Origin of the sequence: Variovorax humicola, assembly GCF_037889915.1 — a bacterium.
Taxonomy (GTDB): domain Bacteria; phylum Pseudomonadota; class Gammaproteobacteria; order Burkholderiales; family Burkholderiaceae_C; genus Variovorax; species Variovorax humicola.
In genome coordinates this window covers 278,768-295,849 of sequence record NZ_JBBKZV010000001.1, presented here as the reverse complement: position 1 = coordinate 295,849, position 17,082 = coordinate 278,768, and the positions used below count along the sequence as shown (strand labels likewise).

At 64.2% G+C, this 17,082-nt stretch carries 17 protein-coding genes; 8 read left to right on the top strand and 9 right to left on the bottom strand.

From position 1 onward, the window contains the following. Positions 1 to 151 precede the first annotated feature (151 nt). Positions 152 to 2,566 (top strand): penicillin-binding protein 1A, encoded by a 2,415-nt coding sequence (locus WKW80_RS01350; protein ID WP_340361726.1) that lies wholly within the window; start codon positions 152 to 154, stop codon positions 2,564 to 2,566. 11 nt (positions 2,567 to 2,577) lie between these two features. Here WKW80_RS01350 and cyaY read toward each other — a convergent pair whose 3' ends face one another. Further along, entirely contained in the window at positions 2,578 to 2,910 is a 333-nt protein-coding gene (gene cyaY, locus WKW80_RS01345) for an iron donor protein CyaY (protein WP_340361725.1), read from the bottom strand. Between the two features lie 12 nt (positions 2,911 to 2,922). On the opposite strand from cyaY, the gene lptM reads away from it, so the two are divergent. Together lptM and lysA are read left to right on the top strand one after the other, a co-directional pair. Continuing rightward, positions 2,923 to 3,198 carry an LPS translocon maturation chaperone LptM gene (gene lptM / locus WKW80_RS01340; protein ID WP_340361724.1) on the top strand — a complete coding sequence of 92 codons (276 nt, stop codon included), beginning with the start codon at positions 2,923 to 2,925 and terminating at the stop codon, positions 3,196 to 3,198. An 11-nt stretch (positions 3,199 to 3,209) separates the two neighbouring features. After that, complete coding sequence (gene lysA, locus WKW80_RS01335) at positions 3,210 to 4,466, top strand: diaminopimelate decarboxylase (RefSeq protein ID WP_340362183.1); 1,257 nt, start codon at positions 3,210 to 3,212, stop codon at positions 4,464 to 4,466. A gap of 18 nt (positions 4,467 to 4,484) precedes the next feature. Here the strand turns inward: lysA and WKW80_RS01330 are convergent, their stop codons facing one another. The 5 genes from WKW80_RS01330 to WKW80_RS01310 all read right to left on the bottom strand — a co-directional run bounded on the left by WKW80_RS01330 (position 4,485) and on the right by WKW80_RS01310 (position 10,507). Beyond that, entirely contained in the window at positions 4,485 to 5,126 is a 642-nt protein-coding gene (locus tag WKW80_RS01330) for a protein-methionine-sulfoxide reductase heme-binding subunit MsrQ (protein ID WP_340361723.1), read from the bottom strand. An 8-nt stretch (positions 5,127 to 5,134) separates the two neighbouring features. Next, positions 5,135 to 6,133, bottom strand: a complete 999-nt coding sequence (gene msrP, locus WKW80_RS01325) for a protein-methionine-sulfoxide reductase catalytic subunit MsrP (protein ID WP_340361722.1) — start codon at positions 6,131 to 6,133, stop codon at positions 5,135 to 5,137. A 123-nt stretch (positions 6,134 to 6,256) separates the two neighbouring features. Continuing rightward, complete coding sequence (gene ccsB, locus WKW80_RS01320) at positions 6,257 to 7,573, bottom strand: c-type cytochrome biogenesis protein CcsB (RefSeq protein WP_340361721.1); 1,317 nt, start codon at positions 7,571 to 7,573, stop codon at positions 6,257 to 6,259. Beyond that, entirely contained in the window at positions 7,570 to 9,726 is a 2,157-nt protein-coding gene (locus tag WKW80_RS01315; protein ID WP_340361720.1) for a cytochrome c biogenesis protein ResB, read from the bottom strand. Before WKW80_RS01315 ends, ccsB begins: the two co-directional genes overlap by 4 nt. Before the next feature lie 109 nt (positions 9,727 to 9,835). Beyond that, on the bottom strand, positions 9,836 to 10,507 hold the full coding sequence (locus tag WKW80_RS01310) for a c-type cytochrome (RefSeq protein WP_340361719.1): 672 nt from the start codon (positions 10,505 to 10,507) through the stop codon (positions 9,836 to 9,838). 77 nt (positions 10,508 to 10,584) lie between these two features. On the opposite strand from WKW80_RS01310, the gene yihA reads away from it, so the two are divergent. Both yihA and WKW80_RS01300 read left to right on the top strand, forming a co-directional pair. Further along, a complete protein-coding gene (yihA, locus tag WKW80_RS01305) occupies positions 10,585 to 11,298 on the top strand; it encodes a ribosome biogenesis GTP-binding protein YihA/YsxC (RefSeq protein ID WP_340362182.1) in 714 nt (237 codons plus the stop codon). A 66-nt stretch (positions 11,299 to 11,364) separates the two neighbouring features. Then, positions 11,365 to 12,276 (top strand): alpha/beta fold hydrolase, encoded by a 912-nt coding sequence (locus WKW80_RS01300; RefSeq protein ID WP_340361718.1) that lies wholly within the window; start codon positions 11,365 to 11,367, stop codon positions 12,274 to 12,276. Positions 12,277 to 12,286: 10 nt separating this feature from the next. Here the strand turns inward: WKW80_RS01300 and WKW80_RS01295 are convergent, their stop codons facing one another. Continuing rightward, positions 12,287 to 13,171: a lysophospholipid acyltransferase family protein gene (locus WKW80_RS01295; protein WP_340361717.1), complete on the bottom strand. Its 885-nt coding sequence runs from the start codon at positions 13,169 to 13,171 to the stop codon at positions 12,287 to 12,289. Further along, the gene (locus tag WKW80_RS01290; protein ID WP_340361716.1) at positions 13,168 to 14,043 is read right to left on the bottom strand and encodes a lysophospholipid acyltransferase family protein; all 876 of its coding nucleotides are present in this window, start codon (positions 14,041 to 14,043) and stop codon (positions 13,168 to 13,170) included. Before WKW80_RS01290 ends, WKW80_RS01295 begins: the two co-directional genes overlap by 4 nt. Before the next feature lie 179 nt (positions 14,044 to 14,222). Between WKW80_RS01290 and metK the strand changes: the two genes are divergently transcribed. Both metK and WKW80_RS01280 read left to right on the top strand, forming a co-directional pair. Then, complete coding sequence (gene metK, locus WKW80_RS01285; protein ID WP_340361715.1) at positions 14,223 to 15,449, top strand: methionine adenosyltransferase; 1,227 nt, start codon at positions 14,223 to 14,225, stop codon at positions 15,447 to 15,449. 107 nt (positions 15,450 to 15,556) lie between these two features. Then, complete coding sequence (locus tag WKW80_RS01280) at positions 15,557 to 16,033, top strand: hypothetical protein (RefSeq protein WP_340361714.1); 477 nt, start codon at positions 15,557 to 15,559, stop codon at positions 16,031 to 16,033. A 32-nt stretch (positions 16,034 to 16,065) separates the two neighbouring features. On the opposite strand, the gene WKW80_RS01275 is transcribed toward WKW80_RS01280, so the two are convergent. Next, on the bottom strand, positions 16,066 to 16,461 hold the full coding sequence (locus WKW80_RS01275) for a hypothetical protein (protein WP_340361713.1): 396 nt from the start codon (positions 16,459 to 16,461) through the stop codon (positions 16,066 to 16,068). A 226-nt stretch (positions 16,462 to 16,687) separates the two neighbouring features. Between WKW80_RS01275 and WKW80_RS01270 the strand changes: the two genes are divergently transcribed. Continuing rightward, positions 16,688 to 17,071, top strand: coding sequence for a hypothetical protein (locus WKW80_RS01270; protein WP_340361712.1), 384 nt, complete (start codon positions 16,688 to 16,690; stop codon positions 17,069 to 17,071). Positions 17,072 to 17,082 lie beyond the last annotated feature (11 nt).

Here is a 17,082-nt window from a genome sequence, read left to right as displayed (position 1 = left end):
TCATCAGAAAACAGTTCGTTGCCAAAAGTTGACGCTATTTTGAACTTCTGCAACTTACATCACGGATCGAATCCGTCTGTATTCAGCCCGTACTTGGCCCGTCAGCGGAGCAGCGCCTTTTTATAATGACCTACTGACTTCGCCACCTTCCATGCCCGAAAAAACAAAAGCCTCCGGGCCTGCCAAATCCGCTCCTGCCCACCCCAGGCGTCCCGTCTGGATTACCTGGCTGTTGAAGTTCTTCTTCTGGACGACCGGCATCGCCGTGGCTGGGATGCTGTCGCTTCTGTTCGTCCTTGCCGTCGCGCTGGCGGTTGCCTATCCCAATCTCCCGGACATTTCCGAACTGGCCGACTACAGGCCGAAGCTCCCGCTGCGAGTATTTTCATCGGAAGGCATCCAGATTGGCGAATTCGGTGAAGAGCGTCGCAATCTGACACCAATCGACACCATTCCCAGGATCATGAAGGACGCGGTGCTGGCCGCGGAGGACGCCCGCTTCTACAGCCACGGCGGCGTCGACTACAAGGGCATGCTCCGCGCGGGCCTGGCCAACGTCAACAAGGTCAAGAGCCAGGGTGCCTCGACGATCACGATGCAGGTAGCGCGCAACGTCTACCTGAGTTCCGAGAAGACGCTGACGCGAAAGATCTACGAGATCCTGCTGACCTTCAAGCTCGAGCACATGCTCACCAAGGACCAGATCCTCGAGATCTACCTGAACCAGATCTACCTGGGCAACCGCGCCTACGGCTTTGCGGCAGCGTCGGAAGCCTATTTTGGCAAGCCGCTGAAAGACATCACCATCGCCCAGGCCGCCATGCTCGCCGGCCTGCCCAAGGCACCTGGCGCCAACAACCCGGTCAACAACCCGGCGCGCGCCCGCGGCCGGCAGCTGTACGTGATCGATCGCATGCAGGAAGCCGGCTTCATCACGGCACAACAGGCCGACGAAGCGCGCAAGGAGGAGCCCCAGTTGCGCGATGCCCAGGATCCGAACCGCCTGCATGCGGAGTACGTGGCCGAAACCGTGCGGCAGCTCATGTACGCCCAATACGGCGACACCACCTACACGCGCGGGCTCAAGGTCTACACCACGCTGGTGGCGTCCGACCAGGCCGCCGCCTACAAGGCCCTGCGCAAGGGCATCATGGACTACGAGCGGCGCCAGATCTACCGCGGCCCCGAGAAGTTCGTCGACCTGCCCCTGAATCCGAATGAGCTGGACGACGCGGTCGACGATGCCCTCTCCGATCATCCGGACAACGGCGACGTGATGTCGGCCGTCGTGCTCAAGGCGTCCCCCAAGGAGGTGACGGCCGTGCGCGGCAACGGCGAAACGCTGACCATCAGCGGCGAAGGGCTGCGGCCCGCCCAGTCCGGCCTGGCCGACAAGGCGGCGCCCAACATCAAGATTCGCCGTGGTGCGGTGATCCGGGTGGCCAAGACGCCGAAGAACGCCTGGGAAATCACCCAGTTGCCCGAAGTCGAAGGAGCCTTCGTCGCGATGGACCCGCGCGACGGTGCCGTCAAGGCCCTGATCGGCGGCTTCGACTTCGACAAGAACAAGTTCAACCATGTGACGCAAGCCTGGCGCCAGCCCGGCTCGAGCTTCAAGCCGTTCATTTACTCAGCGGCACTGGAAAAGGGCTTCTCGCCGGCCACGGTCGTCAACGACGCGCCGCTGTTCTTCGATGCGGGCACCACCGGCGGCCAGCCGTGGGAACCCAAGAACTACGACGGAACTTTCGAAGGCCCCATGCCATTGCGGCGCGCGCTGATGAAATCGAAGAACATGGTGTCGATCCGCATCCTGCAGTCGATCGGCACGCACTACGCGCAAGACTGGATCACCAACTTCGGCTTCGATCGCGACAAGCACCCAGCCTACCTGCCGATGGCGCTCGGCGCCGGCTCGGTCACGCCGATGCAGATGGCGACCGCGTACTCGGTGTTCGCCAACGGCGGCTACCGGATCGCCCCGTACCTGGTGACGCGCGTGACCGACCACAAGGACAAGCCCTTGGTGGACAAGCAACCGCCGCTGCTGACCGAAGCCATGCGCGCCATCCCGCAGCGCAACGCCTGGATCATGGACAGCCTCTTGCAGTCCGTCGCCAGCGGCGGTACCGCTGCCAAGGCGCAGGCGACGCTCAAGCGCACCGACCTCTTCGGCAAGACCGGCACCACCAACGACTCGCTCGATGCCTGGTTCGCCGGCTTCCAGCCCACCATCGCCGCCATCGCCTGGATGGGCTACGACACGCCGCGCAAGCTGGGCGACAAGGAGACCGGCGGGGGCCTGAGCCTGCCGATCTGGATATCGTTCATGGAGTCTGCGCTCAAGGGTGTTCCGGTCGCCGAGTTGCCGGCACCGGCCGGCGTGGTCAACGTCGGAGGCGAATGGTACTTCGACGACTACGCACCGGGTCGTGGCGTGTCCAGCCTGGGTGTGGATTCCGGCTCTTCGCCCGCACCGGCCGCCGAATCGCTGACCGGCGCACCCGTCGCGCCACCGGCGCCACCCGAGGAGCGCAACCGCATCCTCGACCTGTTCAGGAACTGAACAGCCCTCGGCTACGTCGCGGTGAATTGCAGCGGCTGGCCCGATTGCGCCGAGGCCTCGCGCGATAGATTGGCGAACAACTCCTCGCCGGTCTTGGTGTCGCGCCACGAACCGTCAATTTGCCGGTAGTGATAACCGCCTGAACGCGCTGCCAGCCAGATCTCCTGCAGTGGTGGCTGCAGGTTCACGATCAACTGGCTCTTGTTCGGGAAGGTGATGGTGATCATCCCGCCCACCCGCTGGTTGTCGATGTCCGCATCGGTCGCATCGTTGATGCGGTCGCAGCCCTTTTCGATGGCGGCCAGCGCCGCTTCTGCGCGGTCGAGGTAGTCGGGGTCGGTCATTACAATTTCGCGATGTTGAAAGTCTCTCAAATTCTAGTGATCGCGCTTGGCCTTCTTTTGGCCGGGGTCGGCATCACCGGCTGCGGCCAGCGCGGCAGCCTCTACTTGCCGACAGAGCCCGCCGCGGCGAACCGCGCAACCCTGCCGGACCTGCTGGTTCCGGGCTCCCGCACCCCCTCCAGCACGCCTTCCAATACCCCTCCCAACACGGCCCCTTCCAACGCGGCACCGGCACCAGCCCCCGCCGCCGGCTCTCCCGAAGCAAAGCCCACGGAATCCACCAAGTGAACATTTCCCCCATGCCAGGCCATCCTCATGTCGCGCGACGCGATGGCAATCTGTACGTCGAGGGCGTTTCGCTCGATGCGCTGGCTCGCGAACATGGAACGCCCCTTTTCGTCTATTCGAGGCAATGGATGCTCGACGCACTGGCTGCGTACCAGCGCGGCTTTGCCGGCCGCAATGCGCTCATCTGCTATGCGATGAAGGCCAATTCATCGCTGGGCGTGTTGCGCGTTTTTGCCGAGGCGGGTTGTGGGTTCGACATCGTGTCGGGCGGCGAACTCTCGCGTGCGCTGGCCGTCGGCGCCGATCCTGCGAGGATCATCTTCTCCGGTGTCGGCAAGACGCCCGCTGAAATGAAGCAGGCGCTGGCGGCAGGCATCGGCTGCTTCAACGTCGAGAGCGAGGCCGAACTCGACGTGCTGAATGAGGTGGCGCTTGCCGCCGGCCAACGCGCCCGCATCAGCATTCGGATCAATCCCAACGTCGATCCGAAGACGCACCCCTACATCTCGACCGGCCTGAAGGGCAACAAGTTCGGCGTCGCACACGACCGCGCGGTCGCGGCGTACAAACACGCGGCCCGGCTGCCGGGGCTTGAGGTGGTCGGCATCGATTGCCACATCGGCTCGCAGATCACCGATGCCGGGCCCTACCTCGATGCGATGGACAAGGTCCTGGACCTGGTGGAGGCCATCGAAGCCGCTGGCATCCGCCTGCATCACATCGACTTTGGTGGCGGCCTCGGCATCGACTACAACGGCGACAAGCCGCCGGCGGCGGATGCGCTGTGGAAGCAGCTGCTCGCCCGCGTTGATGCGCGCGGCTTTGGCGATCGGCAATTGATGATCGAACCCGGCCGCTCGATGGTCGGTAACGCCGGCGTCTGCGTCACCGAGGTAATCCATACCAAGCCCGGCGAAGACAAGAACTTCTGCATCATCGATGCCGCCATGAATGACTTGCCGCGTCCCGCGATGTACCAGGCGTTCCACGCGATCGTGCCAGTCAGCGAGCGCGCGACGGACGCGACGATCTACGACGTGGTCGGCCCCGTTTGCGAAAGCGGAGACTGGATCGGCCGCGACCGGGCGCTCGCCGTCGAGGCTGGCGACCTCCTTGCAGTGTTGTCGGCAGGCGCCTATTGCATGAGCATGGCCAGCAACTACAACACGCGGGGCCGGGCGGCGGAAATGCTTGTCAGCGGCGACAGCGCGAGGCTGATTCGCCGACGCGAGACCGTGCAGGACCAGTTGCTCAGCGAACAGGTTTGAGCAAACGGGCGCTCGCGACTATCGATTGGAAAGTCGCGCCCCCACGACCAGCGCCGGCTTGAGTTTCCTGCTCGCAAGATTCCAGACGCGCCACGCGAGCAAGACGCCGATGATCGCGGCGTAGACGAACACTTCGTTGAAATTGTTCTTGCCCGCGCGCATCCAGAAGAAGTGCAGCAGGCCCAAGCCGGAAATCACATACACGAGCTTGTGCAGCAACTGCCAGCGCCTGGCGCCGAGGGCCTTGATGGCGCGATTGAACGATGTCGCGGCCAACGGCGTGAGCAGCACGAAGCCCGCGAAACCGACCAGGATGAAAGGCCGCTTCGCAATGTCCTTCGCGATGTCGCCGATTTCGAATCCCATGTCGAACCAGCTATAGCTCAGCAGGTGCAGCACGACATAGAAATACGCGAAGAGCCCGAGCATCCGGCGAAACCGTGCCAGCGCATTCCATTGGGTCGCCACGCGCAACGGCGTCACCGCCAGCACGATGCAGATGAAGCGCAGCGTCCAATCGCCGTTCTTGCGGATCAGGTACTCGGCGGGATTGGCGCCAAGGCCGTCGGTGAACGCGCCATAGACCATCCATGCGAACGGCAGCAGGCACAGCACGAACAGCACGGGCTTCACCGCCGGGTGCATCAGCAGCTTGTTCATGATGGCGCTCAGTAATTTTTCTTCAGGTCCATGCCCGCATAGAGCTGGCCGACCTGGGCTTCATAGCCGTTGAACATCAGCGTCTTGCTGCGCTTGGCGAACAATCCGGCGCCGTCGCCGATGCGGCGCTCGGTTGCCTGGCTCCAGCGCGGATGATCGACGTTCGGGTTCACGTTGGAATAGAAGCCGTACTCGTTGGCCGCGGCCTTGTTCCAGGCGGTGCCTGGTTCCTTCTCGACGAAGCGGATCTTGACGATTGACTTCGCGCTCTTGAATCCGTACTTCCACGGCACCACGATGCGAACCGGCGCACCATTCTGGTTCGGAAGCACTTCGCCATACATGCCGAAGGTCAGCAGCGCAAGCGGATGCATGGCTTCGTCCATGCGCAGCCCCTCTGTGTAAGGCCAGTCAAGCACGCGTGAGCCGACGAAGGGCATGGTCTTCGGGTCGGCCAGCGTCACGAACTCGACGTACTTAGCGTTGCCTTGAGGCTCCACTTTCTTGATGAGCTCGGCCAGCGAGTAGCCCACCCACGGAATCACCATCGACCAGCCTTCGACGCAGCGCAAGCGGTAGATGCGCTCTTCCTGCGCGCTCAGCCTGATGAGGTCCTCGATGCCGTACTTGCCCGGCTTCTTGACCAGCCCCTCGATCTCGACTGTCCACGGCCGGGTCTTGAGCGTGCCCGCGTTCTTCGCCGGATCGGCCTTGTCGGTGCCGAATTCGTAGTAGTTGTTGTAGCTGGTGGCGTCTTTGTAGTCGCTCACCTTCTCGGTCGTCTGGGCGCCCGGAACCGAAGACCTGGCACCGACCAGCGCAGGCAATTTCCCAGGGGCGGAGGTCTCGGCCATGGCGTTGCGCGCGGCCCAGGAAGAAATCACCGCACCGGCTGCACCGCCGGCCAGCAGCCTGAGCATGTCGCGCCGGCCCTCATAGACGCCGCGCGGCGTGATTTCGCTCGGCGCCGGATGGTTGAAGCCGTTGTCACGGGTCTTGAGCAGCATGTTGGCCTTTCGCTTGAATCGTTGTACTCGCCAGTAGTTCGTACAAAAGCACGATCAGGTTACGCGCTGACGACCCGATCGGTTTCAAGCGTCATCGAATGCCGCAGGCCGGCAACGGGGTTGCTACAGCGTGCCGTAGCTGTGCAGGCCGCTCAGGAACATGTTCACGCCCAGGAAGGCGAACGTGGTCACGGCCAGCCCACCCAGCGCCCACCAGGCCGCCACCGTGCCGCGCAGCCCCTTGACCAGCCGCATGTGAAGCCAGGCCGCGTAGTTGAGCCAGACGATCAGCGCCCAGGTTTCCTTCGGGTCCCAGCTCCAGTAGCCGCCCCAGGCGTCGGCCGCCCAGAGCGCGCCGAGCACTGTCGCGATCGTGAAGAAGGCAAAGCCGACGGTGATCGACTTGTACATCACGTCGTCGAGCACTTCGAGAGCGGGAAGCCGCGAAGCGATGCGCCTGCGCCCCATCATGATGCCCGCCGCAATCACGGCCGAGATGCCCGCATAGGCCAGCCAGTAACTTCCGCCCGCCTCCTGCACGCGCTGACGGAACGCCACCGGCACGAAGCACAGCGCAATGCCGAAGAGCCAGATCGGCGTCAGCTTGTACAGGCGGGTTTCATTCGCCTGCTGCTTGATGAGGTACGCGAACGAAACCATCGCCGCCAGCGCAAAGGTGCCGTAGCCGATGAAGTTGGCCGGCACGTGCAGCTTCATCCACCAGCTTTGCAGCGCAGGCACCAGCGGTTGGATCTCATGCGCCTGGCGCACCAGCGTGTACCAGAGCAGGAAGCCCACGGCAGCACTGACCACCAGCATCACGAAAGCGCCGAGCGAGCGCGTCTTGTAGCGCGACTCGAAGAACAGGTAGAACGCGGTCGTGATCCAGCAGAACAATACGAACACTTCGTACAGATTGCTGACCGGGATGTGGCCGATGTCCGGGCCGAGCTGATGGCTTTCGTACCAGCGCACCATGGTGCCGATCAGCGCCATCGTCACCGCCGTCCAGGCGATGCGCGAGCCGATGAGCTCCATCGTGTCGCCCTGCTTGCCACCGAACAGGCCCAGCCAGTAGAACACCGTGCTCATGAAGAACAGCACGCTCATCCAGAGGATGGCCGACTGGCTCGACAGGAAGTACTTGAGCTGGAACACCGTGTCGGCGCGCGCCAGGTCGCCCTGGTACGACAAGATCGCCAACAATGAAGCGGCTGCCACGACGAGCGCCAGCACGCGCAGCGGCCGCCAGAACCAGCCGAGCGAAATGCCGGCCGCCATTGCGGCGACCAGGATCGGCTTCTCGTAGTAATCCATCGAGGCCGAGTAGCGCGAGAACACGAATGCGCCGCCGGCCAGCACCAGCACCGCGAAGAGCCAGTCGAAGGCGTTGCGGCGTGACAGCCAGCTGTCGTTGAGTGTGAGTGTGGTGGTCGTCATGACACCGTCTCCTTGCCTATGTCGATGGCGAGCAGCCTGGCCTTGAGGTGCTCGAATTCGCGGTCGCTGTCCATGGTCTTGCGATTAACCGAGAACGCCATGCTGGCCGCTGTGTCGCCGGCTCGCACGCCGTCAGGCGTCAGCCAGACCCAGAGTCTGCGCTCACGCACGTACAGCATCGCAAAAATGCCGACGATGAGCAACAGGCAACCCAGGTAGACGACGTTCTTGCCGGGTGCACGCGCGACCTGGAACACGCTGGCCTGCACCTGCTTGAAGTCGACGAGCATCAGGGCCATGGGCGCCGGATAGAAGGCCGCGTCGCTGATGGCCAGCACCGACTGCGTCAGGAAGGTCTGGGCCTTCTCGTCCGGTGGCAAGGCGGGCAGCCCGGCCTTTTCACGGCTGAGGTTGAGCACCTCGAACAGCACGTCGTTCAGGATGCGAACCAGCACCGTGCCGGCGCGTTCGCGCTCGGGTTGCGGCACGTTGACTTCCATGAAGTCGGCAATCGCCTGCCAGCCGCCGGTGCGCGGGCTGTCTGGCTTGACGCGCTCCACGCCCGCAAACAGGCCCAGTGCGCGTGCGGCCGATATGCGCAATTGCTCCGCCAGCTCGGGTCGCTTCGGATCGCCCACGCGGGCGATATAGCGGTCGATCGCCTTTTCGCGCAGTACGGGGTCGGCCAGGGCGGCGCGCATGTTGGTGAAGCCGTCCATCGTGCCCTTGTCGTCGGCCGGTACGCGCAGATAGCGGAAGGGCTCCTCGGGCTTCTCGCGAACGCCGAGCAGGAACACCGGCTGGCCGTCGCCGGCATCGACCGGCACCATGTAGTTCTGGAATTCGCGCGCCTGCCCTGAAGCGTCGCGCAGCTTGTAGCCGATGCTCGGGCCGATGTTGCGCAGCGTCTTCGGCTTGTCGATCTTGTTGGCCGCCCCGAGGCGCGACTGCAGGTCGTGCGCCAGATCGACCTTGCGCACGTCGGCGCCGCTGCCACCTTGCGGATCGCCGAAGTTCTCGACGTTGATGAGCCGAAGCGCGGTGTATTCGAGGGTGAGCTTCTCGGTGCCGTTGGTGAGTTCGGAGCTGCTGCCGATCGTGCCTTCGACTTCGAACTGCTTTGCCGCCGCGGCCATCGGCACCGACTTGAGCTTCACGGTCGAGCCGCCATCGTCAAAGCTCGACTGGTAGATCTCGATGCCCTTCCAGCTGGCTGGGTGGTTCACCTCGATGCGGGCGGGCTTCGTCTCGCCGGTCTCGCGGTCGCGCAGCACCACTTCGCTGGCGAACAGCTTGGGCATGCCGGTCGAGTAGTAGTCGACGATGAACTTCTTCAGCTCGATCGAGAACGGCAACTCCTGCAGCAGCACGCCGGTCGACTGGTTCAGGATGGCCACGCCCGCCTGCCCGCCCTCGGGCACCAGGATGTTGCCTCGGAAGGTCGGGTTGTTGGGCGACAGCCGATGCTCTGGCGCCACGTCGGAAATCATGCCGCCGCCGGTGTAGACGCTCTTGCCGTTGAGCCAGGTTTGCGCCTTCACGATCAAGTCGCCGTCGAGCAGCCCACCGATGCACACCAGCACGATGGCGCTGTGCGCGGCGATATAGCCGAGCTTGTGGGCGCCGCCGGCGCGGGCCGCCACCATCCAGCCGCCTTCCTTGCCGGGCAGTTCGCGCCGCTGCAGCTTGACCTTCCAACCGCCGCCCGACAGCAACTGTCCGATTCGGTTGGCCGCCATGTCGGGCGTTTCGCCCAGCACCGTCTCGGCCCGTTGGCCGAAGGCCTTCAGGCTCTGGGCGCGGATGTCTTCCCTATAGACCTTGAAGTCCGCCAGGATGCGCGGCGTGTTGCGCGCGACGCAGAGCGAAGTGCTGATCACCAGGAACAGCAGGATCAGCAGGAACCACCAGGCGCTATAGACGGAGTCGAGCAGCGCTGCACGAAACACCTGGGCCCAGAACGGGCCGAACTGGTTGACGTAGTTGCCATAGGGCTCGTGCTGCTTGAGCACGGTGCCGATGATCGAGGCAATGCAGATGACCGTGAGCAATGCGATCGCAAAGCGCATCGACGACAGCAGTTCCACCGCGGCGCGCAGGGCATGCGAGCCGCGTTTCAGGCGAAGGCCGTGGGTGGAGACTGAAACGGACATGAAGGATGGAAAGCGCTGGTGCCAAAGGCAAAGGCGGGCCATCCGGATGGACGGGCCCGCCTTCGTTGGGGTTCTCTTTCTGCGTTTGGTTCAGCCCGAATGCGTGAAATCAGCGCAAACCGGCAATGTAGTCGGCAACCGCCTTGATTTCGCGGTCGTTCAGTTTGGCGGCCACGCCATTCATCACCGGTCCGTTGGTACGGCCGCCGTCGCGGAAACTGGTGAGTTGCGTGACCACGTAGTCGGCATGCTGGCCGCCCAGGCGAGGGTACTGGGCCGGGATACCGGCGCCGTTCGGGCTGTGGCAGCCGGCGCAGGCCGGAACCTGGCGGTCGGCAATACCGCCGCGATAGATGCGTTCGCCCAGGTCGACGGTGTCCTTGCTCTTGGAAAAGCCGGTCTTGATCTGCTTCGAACCGACGAACCAGGCGATGTCGCGCATGTCCTGTTCGCTCAGGTGCGACACCATCGAAGTCATGACGGAATTCTTGCGCTTGCCCGACTTGAACTCTTCCAGTTGCTTGAGGATGTACTCGGGGTGCTGTTGCGCCAGTTTAGGGTTGGCGGGAATCGAGGAGTTGCCGTCGGCGTTGTGGCACGAGGCGCAGGCCTGAATGGTCGGCGTGCTTGCGCTGAAGAGCGTGTCGCCCTTGGCCGGATCCGGCTTGGGTTTGGCCGGCGCTGCGGCGGCCGGCGCGGCGGCGTGCTCGTCGGCGGCGAAGCTGGCAGTGCCGGTGGCGCCCAGCAGGGCAGCGATCAGGAAAGGGACGAACAACTTCATATCGGGGGGGGTTTATTCGATTCGTTGGCGCAAAACCCGGTAATTCTACAATGGCCCCCCGCTACGAAAGCCCGTTGATGACCTCCCCGCCGCGCAAGCTGGCCCCCGTTTTCTCGCGTCCGCCTGCCGTGGCGGACCCCGCCAAGGCTGAACGCGCCCGCGTTGCCATGGGCTGGCTGCACACCGCGCACTTCCTCACGAGCGCACCGCAGCTCGAACATTTGCCGACACTCGACTTGCCCGAGATCGCCTTCGTGGGCCGCTCCAACGCCGGCAAGTCCACCGCCATCAATACGCTCACACAGCAGACGCGGCTCGCGTTCGCGTCCAAGACGCCGGGCCGCACGCAGCACATCAACTTGTTCGGCGTCGGCAAGCAGAAGGTCGACGACGCCGTGCTGGCCGACCTGCCTGGCTACGGCTACGCGGCCGTGCCCAAGGAAGCCAAGCTGCGCTGGCAGCGCGTGATGGGCAACTACCTCATGACGCGCGAGACGCTGCGCGGCGTGGTCCTGATGTGCGACCCGCGCCACGGCATGACCGAACTCGACGAGATCCTGCTGGACGTCATTCGCCCGCGCGTGGCGGAAGGGCTCAAGTTCCTGGTGCTGCTGACCAAGTCCGACAAGCTCACCCGCTCCGAAGGCGCCAAGGTCCTGTCGATTACGCGACTGCAGGCCGGCGGCGGCGAGGTGAAACTGTTCTCGGCGCTGAAGAAGCAAGGCGTGGACGAGGCGGCAGAACTTCTCTGGCGCTGGGTGCACCCGGAGACGCAGCCGGCATCCGAATAGGCTCCGGCCGCACCCGCCAAGCCTGCAGCAGGCGCTCTCGAATCGATTGCAACAGGAGACGAATGCATGGTCCAGACCTTTCAGCGCACGCTGCCCCACGGCATCACCCTGAGTTGCCGCGCCACCGGCGAGCCCGGTCGGCCGCTGATGGTTTTCCTGCACGGTTTTCCTGAAGGCGCGTTCATCTGGGACGCGTTGCTCGAATACTTTGCGCAGCCCGAACACGGCGGGTACCGTTGCGTGGCGCCCAACCTGCGCGGCTTCGAGAAATCCAGTTCACCGACCGAGGTGGAAGCCTACAAGGCGCCACTGCTGATCCACGACATCCAGCAACTCGTCGCCACCGAAAGCGCCAGCGGCAAGATCGACACCCTGGTCGCGCACGACTGGGGCGGCGCGTTCGGCTGGGGGTATGCCAATGCGTTTCCAGCGCAGGTCGGCAAGCTGGTGATCATCAATTCGCCGCACCCCGGCACCTTCGCGCGCGAATTGATCCACAACCCGGCGCAACAAAAGGCCAGCGCCTACATGAATTTCCTGGCGCATCCGAATGCCGAGCAAATGCTCTCGGAAGACGACTACCGGCGCATGTGGCCTTTCTTCCTGAACATGAAGGCCGGCCCCGATGGCTTCGGCTGGCTCACCGACGCGGTGAAGGACCAGTACCGCGAAGTCTGGAATGCCGGCCTGACGGGTGCCTGCAACCTCTACCGCGTCACACCGATGAAGCCTGCCGTGCCGGGCCAGCCCGCCCAGCCGATTCCAATGCTGCCGCGCGAACGGCTCGTGATCAACGTGCCGACCTTCGTTTTCTGGGCGCTCGACGACGCCGCGCTGCTGCCCGGCCTGCTCGAAGGGCTCGAGGACTACGTGCCGAAGCTCGAGATCAAGAGGGTGCCGAACGCCACGCACTGGATCGTGCACGAGCAGCCGCAGAACGTGGCCAGCGAGATCGAGGCGTTCATGCGGCGCAACTGAGCGAGGCGGTTCAGTACAGCGAAGGCGCGCCCTCGGGCCGCGTCTTGAAACGGCGGTGCACCCAGTAGTACTGCGAGGGCATCGCCTCGATGTAGCCGGCCAGGCGCTCGTTCATCAATGCCGTGTCTGCGACGGCATCGTCGGTCGGGAAGTCTTTCCATTCGGGGAGCACTTCGATCTCGTACCCCTCCTTTGTGACGCGCGACAAGATCGGAATGACCTTGGCCCGACCCAGCCGGGAGAAGCGGGAGAGCGAGGGCACCGTCGCGACCGGCACACCGAAGAACGGCACGAACACAGACTGGTCGCGCCCGAAGTCCATGTCCGGCAGCAAGTAGAGCAAGCCTCCGTTGCGCAACGCCGCGACGATCGGCTTGATGCCGTCGACGCGATTCAGCGGCTTCACATTGCCGAAGCGCGCGCGACCGACGCGAACCCACTCGTCGATCATCGGATCGCGCTGCGTCGTGTAGATCGTGGTCGACTCGCGCGGTGAGCGCATCGTCAGGCCGGTGGCGGCCGCGTCCAAGCCGTAGAAGTGGGGCGCAAAGAGGATCAGCGGGGTCGTACCGTGAAGCACTTCATCGATGTCCCCCGGCGCACCGACCATCTTGGTGCGGCGCTCCACGACCTCTCGGGGCGCGTGCCAGAGCCACGCGCGGTCGAGCCAGGACTGCGCCACATAGATGAAGGTCTCGACCGAGATGCGCTTTCGCTGTTCAGGCGGCTTGCCCGGAAAGCAGATCGCCAGGTTCTTGTCGACCACCCGCCGGCGCGGCACCGCGGCACTGTGCAGGATGCGGCCGAGCACGTAGCCGAAACCGCGCAGCACTGGCAGCGGGACGTGCGCCAGCCCCTTCATGAAACCGATGCCTATCCGGGCGGTCACACTCATGCAGCCACCTCATGCGGCTCTGCACGCGGCTGCTTATAGCGTGCGTAGTCCCACACGTACTGGCCGGGCAAGCTGCGGATCAGCCCCTCGATTCCCACGTTGAGTGCCGCCGCCGCGGCCTCCGGCGTGGCCTTGCGGTCGCTGAAGGCGGTGCCATCGAAGGCTTCGAAGCGAATCGCATAGCCCTTGCCGCGCGGAAGGCGCTCGCAGACGCCCAGGAACACATGCGCGCCGGTTTGTTGCGCCAGCCGTCCCGGCAAGGTGATCGTGTACGCGGGCTTGCCGAAGAACGGCGCCCAGGCGCCCTGCCCCTCCGGCGGCACCTGGTCCGGCAGGATGCCGGTGTAGCCGCCAGCGCGCAGCGCGCGCATCAGGCCGCGCACGCCGGCGACCGTGGTCGGCAGGGTCTGCAAGCCGGGCCGGTCGCGTGAACCATCCATCAGCCCCGCCATGAACTCCTTGCGCGGCGGCCTGAAAAGCGCCGTTATCGGACCGTGCGACGACATGAAACGCTCCCCGACGGCCTGGCCGAACAGTTCCCAACTGCCGATGTGCGGCGTCAGCAGGATCACACCCTTGCGCTCGTCGAGCGCGGCTTCGAAGGCCTCGATGCCGTCCCAGCGGACAACCTTCGGCAGCACGCTCTCTCCCTTCGGCCTGCACCAGAGCCAAGGCAATTCGGCCGCCATGGCGCCGGCCGCCCCGATAGCCGGGCGATATTGCGTGGGCGTGAATCCGGCGTTCTGTGCATTGGCCTTGAATCGGCGCCGGTAATCGGGCGCGCACCACCACACCAACCAGCCCAACGCAATGCCGAGCGCATGCATCAGCGGAAGCGGCACACGGGCAAGCAATCGGAACAAGAAGGTCATCCGGGACAAAGGGAGTAATACCTGACGCGCGCGCAGGTTTGGGCGCGGCTCGAATAGAATACAAATTGTCGCTGAGTTAAAGAACTACTTGCAGGGCGACGTTAAACACTACTGCTAAAGCGTTCGCCAGAACTCCCGGGTTGGCAACGCGCCAATTGACACAACTGGAGTTACTCGACATGGCGAACGATTTTCTCTTCACTTCAGAATCGGTATCCGAAGGTCATCCCGACAAGGTGGCCGACCAGATTTCGGACGCGATCCTCGATGCGATCTTCGCGCAGGACCCACGCAGCCGCGTGGCCGCAGAGACGCTGACCAACACCGGCCTCGTGGTGCTCGCGGGCGAAGTCACCACCAACGCGCACGTCGATTACATCCAGGTCGCGCGCGACACCATCAAGCGCATCGGCTACGACAACACCGAATACGGCATCGACTACAAGGGTTGCGCCGTGATGGTCTGCTACGACAAGCAGTCCAACGACATCGCGCAAGGCGTGGACCATGCCAGCGACGACCACCTGAACACCGGCGCCGGAGACCAGGGCCTGATGTTCGGCTATGCCTGCGACGAAACGCCCGAGTTGATGCCCGCGCCGATCTACTACGCGCACCGGCTGGTCGAGCGCCAGGCGCAACTGCGCAAGGACGGCCGCCTGCCCTTCCTGCGTCCGGACGCGAAGAGCCAGGTCACGATGCGCTATGTCGATGGCAAGCCGCACAGCATCGATACCGTGGTGCTCTCCACCCAGCACCACCCCGACCAGAGCGAAACGCCGACCAGGATGAAGGCTTCGTTCAACGAGGCCATCATCGAGGAAATCATCAAGCCCGTGCTGCCCAAGGAGTGGCTGAAGAACACGCGCTACCTGATCAACCCGACCGGCCGCTTCGTCATCGGCGGCCCGCAGGGCGACTGCGGCCTGACCGGCCGCAAGATCATCGTCGACACCTATGGCGGCGCCTGCCCGCACGGCGGCGGTGCGTTCTCGGGCAAGGACCCTTCGAAGGTCGACCGCTCGGCCGCATATGCCGCACGCTATGTGGCCAAGAACATCGTCGCGGCCGGTCTGGCGCGTCAATGCCAGATCCAGGTGGCCTACGCGATCGGCGTGGCGCAGCCGATGAACATCACGGTCTACACCGAAGGCACCGGCGTGATTCCCGACGACCAGATCGCGGCGCTGGTGCGCGAGCATTTCGACCTGCGCCCGAAGGGCATCATCCAGATGCTCGACCTGCTGCGCCCGATCTACCAGAAGACCGCTGCCTATGGCCACTTCGGCCGCGAAGAACCGGAGTTCACCTGGGAATCGACGAAGGCCGCGGCGCAACTGCGGGCTGCCGCGGGCCTGAAGGGCCTGCCGGCCGCTGTGAAGCAACTCGCTGACGCTTCGGCGTAGCCAATGCACGAGAAGGGCGCCAGGGCGGCGGTAGCCTGGCGCTCTGCGGGGCCCTGCTCCCCTGATCAGAATCGATAGGTCGCTCCTGCCCCTGCCAGCCAAGTCCGTTGGCCTGGGCGTATCCCAGCGCGCGCATCCTGGCGCGCCGCCGCCTGACGCCTTCGGCCTGCAGGTTCGGACCGACGAGCGAGCACGGCATCGGCCTGAGCACTCAAAGAACGGAAGCAGTTGGCAATTCGCCTACGCATACATACGACTTACTGCCGATGGCTTTGAAACAGGGCGAGGGATACGCTTTGGCAAAGACATTCGAGATTCACATGCTGACGGTCGCCCAGAAAGCCAACATCCTGCGCAAGGCGGGCATTCCCGTCCCGCATGAACCGCAAGAGGACCCGTCCGCATCGACCAAGGGCGAAGCCGCCGAAGCATGGGCGAACATGGTGAACATGGTTTTCGTCACTTACGCTGCAGCGCGGACCGCCAAGAGCTTGCGGGATGCCGAAGAAGCACGCCAGCTACAGGTGCTGCAGCAACTTTCCGCCGGCTTTTCGCGCACTTGGCGCCAGACGCATCGCGCGTAGACACGAACAGGGCCATCCGCCGCCCCGCTCGATTACTTGCTCTTGGAGATTCGCACCATGCCGCTGCGCTGTTTCTGCAGCGCTTCGAGTTGAGCCATCTGCGCCTTGCAATCGGTTGAACTGGCGACCAGCACGAACGGACTGCGCCGCAGCGAAGTGATCGTCTTTTCAACCGCGGCCGTATCGCGGTTGCTGGATACCAGGCCAGCGGCAACTGCCGCCCTCGACTGGTGAGAGAAACGCCGTTCGAAGCCCGGCGTGCCGCAGCGCGCAGCGATGACGCGGTAATCCGCTTCCTGTTGTTCTCCACTGATCGATGGCGCCGCGGCTCCCGCCGCCCGGCTCACCGATGGCCACGCCATCCCCATGCCGAGTGCGGCGAATGCGGCCATCGACAGAATCGACCCGACTGCGTAACGCGTATTCATTTGCCTCCGTAAGTTGCGCCTCCGTGCGCTTGTTTGATCGTAAGCCCGTCCCGCACAACACCGGCATCCGCCTTGTGATGTATTACCTGTAGCAGGGTCACTCACAGCGATTTTGCAGTCACTGGACGTTCAGGTTGCCGAAAGGAAAGGCACATAGGATGCCGCGATGCTGACTCGGCGGTTTTTTAGCTCCATTGCCAGGCGATGGGCATGGTGGTGTGCATTGTTGGCCCTGCTCAGCGCCTTGCAGCCGTTTCTCTCCGTGCACTTCGACGAGGACGGCCTGGTGGAGCGGCAGGAACTCGGCATACGCGCCTTCGGGCAGGCCGCGCAGTTCGAGCCTGACGAAGATGCCGTCACGCCCTCGGCAGTCGAGGTCCGATTGTTCGTACCCTCCGCGGCAAGCATCGATGTGCCGTTGGCCTTTCTGAGCGGGATCGCCGCCTTCCTGTCCCTGATCGTCCTCGTGCCTGCGCTGCGGGTGCCGCTTGCCGGCCTTCCTGCGTCGCGTCACTGCGTGCTTCTGGCGAAGGTGCCGAATACAGGGGGCGCACCGCCGCCAACCCTGCCCTGGCGCAACCGGCCGCCGGAAACAGCCCCTCCACGTTGAGTATTTGAATC

Coding starts and splice junctions, on each gene's coding strand:
- WKW80_RS01330 (WP_340361723.1), bottom strand. CDS start 5,126: ATGAACAAGCTGCTGATGCACCCGGCGGTGAAGCCCGTGCTGTTCGTG.
- WKW80_RS01290 (WP_340361716.1), bottom strand. CDS start 14,043: ATGACCTTCTTGTTCCGATTGCTTGCCCGTGTGCCGCTTCCGCTGATG.
- WKW80_RS01275 (WP_340361713.1), bottom strand. CDS start 16,461: ATGAATACGCGTTACGCAGTCGGGTCGATTCTGTCGATGGCCGCATTC.
- lysA (WP_340362183.1), top strand. CDS start 3,210: ATGCCAGGCCATCCTCATGTCGCGCGACGCGATGGCAATCTGTACGTC.
- WKW80_RS01310 (WP_340361719.1), bottom strand. CDS start 10,507: ATGAAGTTGTTCGTCCCTTTCCTGATCGCTGCCCTGCTGGGCGCCACC.
- msrP (WP_340361722.1), bottom strand. CDS start 6,133: ATGCTGCTCAAGACCCGTGACAACGGCTTCAACCATCCGGCGCCGAGC.
- yihA (WP_340362182.1), top strand. CDS start 10,585: ATGACCTCCCCGCCGCGCAAGCTGGCCCCCGTTTTCTCGCGTCCGCCT.
- WKW80_RS01315 (WP_340361720.1), bottom strand. CDS start 9,726: ATGTCCGTTTCAGTCTCCACCCACGGCCTTCGCCTGAAACGCGGCTCG.
- WKW80_RS01350 (WP_340361726.1), top strand. CDS start 152: ATGCCCGAAAAAACAAAAGCCTCCGGGCCTGCCAAATCCGCTCCTGCC.
- cyaY (WP_340361725.1), bottom strand. CDS start 2,910: ATGACCGACCCCGACTACCTCGACCGCGCAGAAGCGGCGCTGGCCGCC.
- metK (WP_340361715.1), top strand. CDS start 14,223: ATGGCGAACGATTTTCTCTTCACTTCAGAATCGGTATCCGAAGGTCAT.
- lptM (WP_340361724.1), top strand. CDS start 2,923: ATGTTGAAAGTCTCTCAAATTCTAGTGATCGCGCTTGGCCTTCTTTTG.
- WKW80_RS01295 (WP_340361717.1), bottom strand. CDS start 13,171: ATGAGTGTGACCGCCCGGATAGGCATCGGTTTCATGAAGGGGCTGGCG.
- WKW80_RS01300 (WP_340361718.1), top strand. CDS start 11,365: ATGGTCCAGACCTTTCAGCGCACGCTGCCCCACGGCATCACCCTGAGT.
- ccsB (WP_340361721.1), bottom strand. CDS start 7,573: ATGACGACCACCACACTCACACTCAACGACAGCTGGCTGTCACGCCGC.